We start from the raw sequence: 5,334 nt of genomic DNA on the forward strand, positions 1-5,334 counted from the left end.
CCGATCTGTCGACGTCGTTTCCGGCGACTTGGCCGAGGCGGGAGATCGTTCGCTGCTCGAACACGTCACGCGGAGTGAACGCGATTCCCGCACTCCGTGCCCGGGAGGCCAATTGGATCGCCATGATGCTGTCGCCGCCGAGCGCGAAGAATGACTCGTCCACACCGAAATCGGACGTCCCGAGGATGTCGGAGTAGAGGGCGTGGAGTGTGCGTTCGCGCTCACTGCCGGGGGCGGTCCGGGAACGGGACCGGAGGCTGTACTCGGGGAGGGCCGTGCGGTCCAGCTTGCCGGACGGGGTCAGCGGAATGTGGGAGAGCACGACGACGGCGGCCGGCACGAGATGCGGGGGCAGTTCGGCGGCGAGGAACGACAGCAGCTCCTGCTCGGCCAGGGTGCCGGCGCCCACCACATACGACACGAGCTGATCGCCGGCCGTCTGCGAGCGAATCACGGTGACGGCGAAACGCACCGCCGGATGCCGGCGGAGTGTCGCGTCGATCTCGCCGGGTTCGACGCGTAGACCCCGGAGGTTCACCTGTTCGTCGCTGCGTCCGAGATATTCGAGTTCGTGGTGGCGGGTCCAGCGGGCCGTGTCGCCGGTGCGGTACATGCGGGTGCCCGGTGATCCGTACGGGTCGGCGACGAACCGTTCCGACGTCTGCCGGGCGTTGCGGTGGTACCCGCGGGCCAGGGCGGTCCCCGCGACGTACAGCTCGCCGACCACACCGACGGGGACCGGACGGAGACGGTGGTCGAGGACCACGGCCCTCGTTCCGTGGATCGGCCGGCCGATGGTGACCGGTCCGGACTCGGCGAGAGGCGCGCTGACGGTCGCCAGGACGGTGGTCTCGGCCGGACCGTACGCGTCGATCATCCGGCATCGGGACGCCCACCGAGACAACAGTTCCGGTGAACAGTTTTCACCGGCGACGACGAGTGTGCGCAGACCTCCGACCTCGCCGGGTTCCATCGACGCCAGGACCGACGGGGTGATCACCGCGTGGGTGACGTGTTCGGTGGTCATCAGCTGCGCCAGCAGGGATCCACCGAACACCGCGGGCGGGGCGATGACGAGAGCAGCGCCGGAGCCGAACGCCATCAGCATCTCGAAGACGGAGGCGTCGAAGCTCGGCGATGCGACATGCAGAACCCTCGCCGCACTGTCGAGGTCGAGTCGGGTGCGCTGCGCGGAGACCAGATTGGCGATCCCGCGGTGCGTGACCACGACTCCCTTGGGAACTCCGGTGGATCCGGACGTGTAGATGAGGTAGGCGGCGTCGTCGAGTCGTATTGCCGGCGTCGGGAAATCGTGGACGTTCGAGGTGCCTGCCTCGTCGAGCAGTAGCCACTCGATGCCGTCCGGCAATGTGGTTGCGTACTCCGTGGAGGTCAACCCGACTGCGGCGTGGGAGTCGTCGAGCATGTGCCGAATACGGGGGATCGGGTAGTTCGGATCCACCGGCAGGAAGGCGGCCCCCGTTTTGGCGACGGCCCAGACCGCGCAGACGTCGTCGGAGGATCGAGGCAGAGCCACCGCGACGATGTCGCCGGACCCGACGCCGAACCGTGCCAGCGTCGCAGCGATCCGATCCGATCGGCCGTCGAGTTCGCGGTAGCTGATCGTGCGGCCGGCGCTGACGACGGCGGTCGCGTCCGGATGCTGTGCGGCGGAGGCGCGGAACACGTCGGCGAGCGTGACCGGGACGCTGTCGGGAGGTCCGGGGAAGGGGACCAGCGCCCCGGTTTCGTTCTCGGTGAGGACCGGGAGTTCCCCGATCGGGTGGGCGGCATCGGCGTCGAGGAAGTGCCGGAAGTATCGCAGAAATCTCGTGTGGTGCCCCTCGAGTTCGTCCTGCGAATACAGTCGCGGGTTCGCCTTGAAATCGAGGTGCACACGTCCGCGGGGACCGTACCGGTACAGGTTCACCAGGAGGTCTTCGATCGGACCCGAAGACAGCACATGCAATTGGCTCCGCAGCGAGCCGAGTTCCAACTCCTCGGGGAACAGCATGATGTTGACGGCGGGGCCGAACAGTCGCGGCCCGGACAGCGCGCTTCCCAGATCTGCGCGGATGTCCTCGTGCCGGTACCGCTGATGCCGCAGGGCGCCCGACATCACGAGGCGCGTGCGGGACACCAGATCGCCGATGGTCGCCGCCCCCGCGGACGTGATGCGCAGCGGCACCACGTTGGACACCATCCCGCCGGACCGGCGCAGCGCCGCCGTCGTGCGGGCCGACACCGGGAGATCGAGCGTGACGTCGTCCTCTCCGGTCATTCGCGCCAGATAGCCCGCGACCGCGCAGACGGTAAGCACCGCAGGATTGACGCCGTGCGCTGCCGCGCACTTCTCGAGTTGGTCGACGACCTCGGTGGTCAACGTTCCGCTGACGTCCCGGGAACCGGCGGTCGCAGGCGCGGAGCCGCGCGCGAGGGTGCTCGCGTGGGTGACACCGCGCATCTTCTCGGTCCAGTACTCCCGGTCGGACTCCCGGCGGGCGGAGTTGCGGTAGTCGGTCTCGAGTTCGTGGATGCGCCGAAGGCTGAGGGGCCTGCTCGCGGGTGGGGGCAGTCCGTGCACCGCGGCGGTGTAGAGCGCGGCGATCCGGTAGACCATCGTGACGGACCCGAAACCGTCCATCGCGATGTGGTGGGCGCGCGAATACCAGAAGTAGTGGTCGTGTCCGACGTGGAGAAGGAAAGAGACGGTCAGGCGGTCACGCTGGACGTCGATCGGATCGGCGGTTTCGGTGCGCATCCACGCGTGCGCCGCCGCCTCGGGGTCCGGCGTGTCCCGGAAGTCGAGGTAGCCGACGGGAGCGTCCAGGCTCGGTTCCACCCATTGCAGCGGTTGCCCGTCGGCCGCGGAGATCTGCAGGAAGAACGACTCGAACTCGGCGGCCGCTCGCACACACGAGGACGTCAAGACGCTCCGGTCGAGATCGCCGTGGATGTCGACGTACTGGGCGACCGACACCGGAACCGCGGGGTCGACGTGCTGCGCGAGCCACATCCCCGTTTGCGCGGGTGACAGGGGGAACGCGCGCGCCGACGAGTCTCCGGGACCAACCGAGGTCGGTGAACTCATCGCTGACTTCTCTCACGCATACGTCCCCGCACGACGCTGCTTGCTGGGGTGCCTCCATTCAGGAGTCTGCCCCAGTTTTCTAGGAGATTGCTTAGAAACGTCTAGATAGTGCTACTGCCGGTTGCAGTTGTGCGGTCACGCCACCTCATCCTCTCCGCCGGCAGCGACTTTCCGCAGGCCGCGGTAGGCGCCCTCCGGCGTCTGCCGCCCCGCGACCACTGCCTCGACCTCGGCGGCGATGGGCATGTCCACGTTGTAGTCGCGGGCCAGTTCCATCACGGTGGGAGCGGTCTTCACACCCTCGGCCACCTGCCCCAGCTTGGCGACGGCCTCGTCGACCGTCATGCCGCGGGCAATGAACTCGCCCACCCGCCGATTGCGCGAACTCGGGCTCATACAGGTGGCGATCAGGTCTCCGACCCCGGTCAGCCCCGCGAACGTCCGCGGGTTCGCGCCCATCGCCTCACCCAGCCGGGTCATCTCGGCCAACCCTCGCGCCAGGACCATCGCGCGCGTGTTGTCGCCGACGTCCAGTCCGTCGGCCATGCCCGAAGCGATGGCCACGATGTTCTTCAGCACGCCACCGAGTTCGCAGCCCAGCACATCGGTGTTCCGGTACACGCGGAACACGGCGGACGCGAACAACGGCTGCAACGCGGTGGCCACCCGGACGTCCTGGGTGGCGACGACCGACGCCGCGGCGAGTCCGTCGACAATCTCCCGCGCAATGTTCGGGCCTGCCAGAAGCCCGACCGGATGCCCGGGCAGGCACTCGGCGATCACCTCGGTGGGTCGCAGCCGCGTTCCCGGCTCCAGCCCCTTCGCCAGCGACAGCACCGGCACCCACGCCCGCACCTCGTTGGCGATCTGAGCGAGAGTGCTGCGGACCGCGTGCGACGGCACCCCGACCACGAGAACGTCGGCTTCCTGTGCCGCCTCCACCAGGTCGGCTGTGGAGCGCATGGAGTCGGGGAGTGGGCGGTCGCCGAGATACCGAGAGTTGCGGTGCTCGTCGTTGATCTCGTCGGCCGTGTCCGAGTTCCGCGCCCACAGCAGGGTCGGTGTGTTGTGGGCGGCGAGACCTGCCACCGTCGTTCCCCACGACCCGGCGCCGAGCACGACGACGCGTACCGGGCGGGCCATTACCGATCACCCATCGTGTTGATGCTGTCCATGACATCCAGCCTGGCACTTGCCGGGCGTTCACGAAGCTGATTCGGCAAGTCACTGCGGCCGCTAGCATCCATTCATGCGTGGACGAATTGCAGGACTTGCAGCATGTGTCGGTGTGCTCGTCTCCATGGCAGCAGGCGAAGCGCACGCTGCGCCCCCGCCGCTCGACGACGTGGCGGCAGTGCGAGCCGCCCTCCAGTCGGCCGCCATGCCGATCAGCACCCGCACCGCACAGTCGATCACGACCACCGTCGAGCGCGTCGCCACCGGTACACCGCGATACAACTACTTCCCGCGATCGGTTCATCTCGTCGAGGGCGCAGCCCAGCCGTTCCTGTACGACACCACCGCTGCGGACTGCCTCCCTGCCGGTTTCGGAGAGCAGAACGATTCGGTCGGTATCGCTCGAGCGATTGCCGGCCCCGCCGTCGACGAAAACCTGCCTGTCCCTGTCATTCCGCCGGGGAAGGTCAACGTCTTCTTCAGCGGGATCAACACGGCAATGTCGTCGCCGCTGCAGGCCGATCTCGTGGAGGTCGCCTGGCTGAACCTCACCACCATGCAGTCGGGAAGAGCGCCGCTGTATCAGGAGCGACCGGCCGACTACATCGTCACGCTGTCCAACACCCTCGAGACAGGCAGGGGCACAATCGTGTTCGTCGTCTTCGGGAGCATCCTCGACAACACCAGCCGAGCATTGCCGCCGTGTGATTACGCCCCGGTGGTCGGCGTCGTTCAGGCCTGATCGCGCTGTCATGAGGCACGCAAGCGCGCGATCAGTACCGCCTCGACCTCCGACTGTCGTGCCGCGGCCGGGAGCGGCGGGGCCGCAGATCGGTAGTGGTGTCCGGTCGGGGTGCCGAGGTCGATGAGGTGGGTGCGGGCGGGGTTGTGCACGGGTCGGGCCGTCCAGCCTGGTGCTTCCTTCGCGTAATTGCAGGCCTCACAGAGCCCGGACCCGTTGTCCGCCGTCGTGGCACCGGATTCTCGGCGTGAACGTATGTGGTCGCGATGCCGGATCGGGGCATCGCACCACGGGGTTCGGCACGTCCGGTCGCGGAGGTCGATCA

4 protein-coding genes are annotated in these 5,334 nt (G+C 67.9%); 1 reads left to right on the plus strand and 3 read right to left on the minus strand.

Annotated elements, in window-relative coordinates; translation table 11 throughout:
* Nucleotides 1–3,091, minus strand: a 3,091-nt coding sequence (locus tag AZG88_RS29185) for a non-ribosomal peptide synthetase (protein WP_156517656.1), incomplete at its 3' end; no start/stop codon positions are given.
* A 135-nt stretch (nt 3,092–3,226) separates the two neighbouring features.
* A complete protein-coding gene (locus AZG88_RS29190) occupies nt 3,227–4,234 on the minus strand; it encodes an NAD(P)H-dependent glycerol-3-phosphate dehydrogenase (RefSeq protein ID WP_005251343.1) in 1,008 nt (335 codons plus the stop codon).
* Between the two features lie 106 nt (nt 4,235–4,340).
* On the opposite strand from AZG88_RS29190, the gene AZG88_RS29195 reads away from it, so the two are divergent.
* The gene (locus AZG88_RS29195; RefSeq protein ID WP_061699884.1) at nt 4,341–5,009 is read left to right on the plus strand and encodes an Rv1157c family protein; all 669 of its coding nucleotides are present in this window, start codon (nt 4,341–4,343) and stop codon (nt 5,007–5,009) included.
* Between the two features lie 8 nt (nt 5,010–5,017).
* On the opposite strand, the gene AZG88_RS29200 is transcribed toward AZG88_RS29195, so the two are convergent.
* On the minus strand, nt 5,018–5,334 hold a 317-nt coding region (locus tag AZG88_RS29200), incomplete at its 5' end, for an HNH endonuclease (RefSeq protein ID WP_197487959.1).

The organism is Rhodococcus sp. LB1, assembly GCF_001583455.1.
GTDB lineage: Bacteria > Actinomycetota > Actinomycetes > Mycobacteriales > Mycobacteriaceae > Rhodococcus_F > Rhodococcus_F opacus.

Bases quoted from the DNA above. Each gene is read 5' to 3' on its own strand.
- AZG88_RS29190 (WP_005251343.1), bottom strand. From the start codon at position 4,234: ATGGCCCGCCCGGTACGCGTCGTCGTGCTCGGCGCCGGGTCGTGGGGA.
- AZG88_RS29195 (WP_061699884.1), top strand. From the start codon at position 4,341: ATGCGTGGACGAATTGCAGGACTTGCAGCATGTGTCGGTGTGCTCGTC.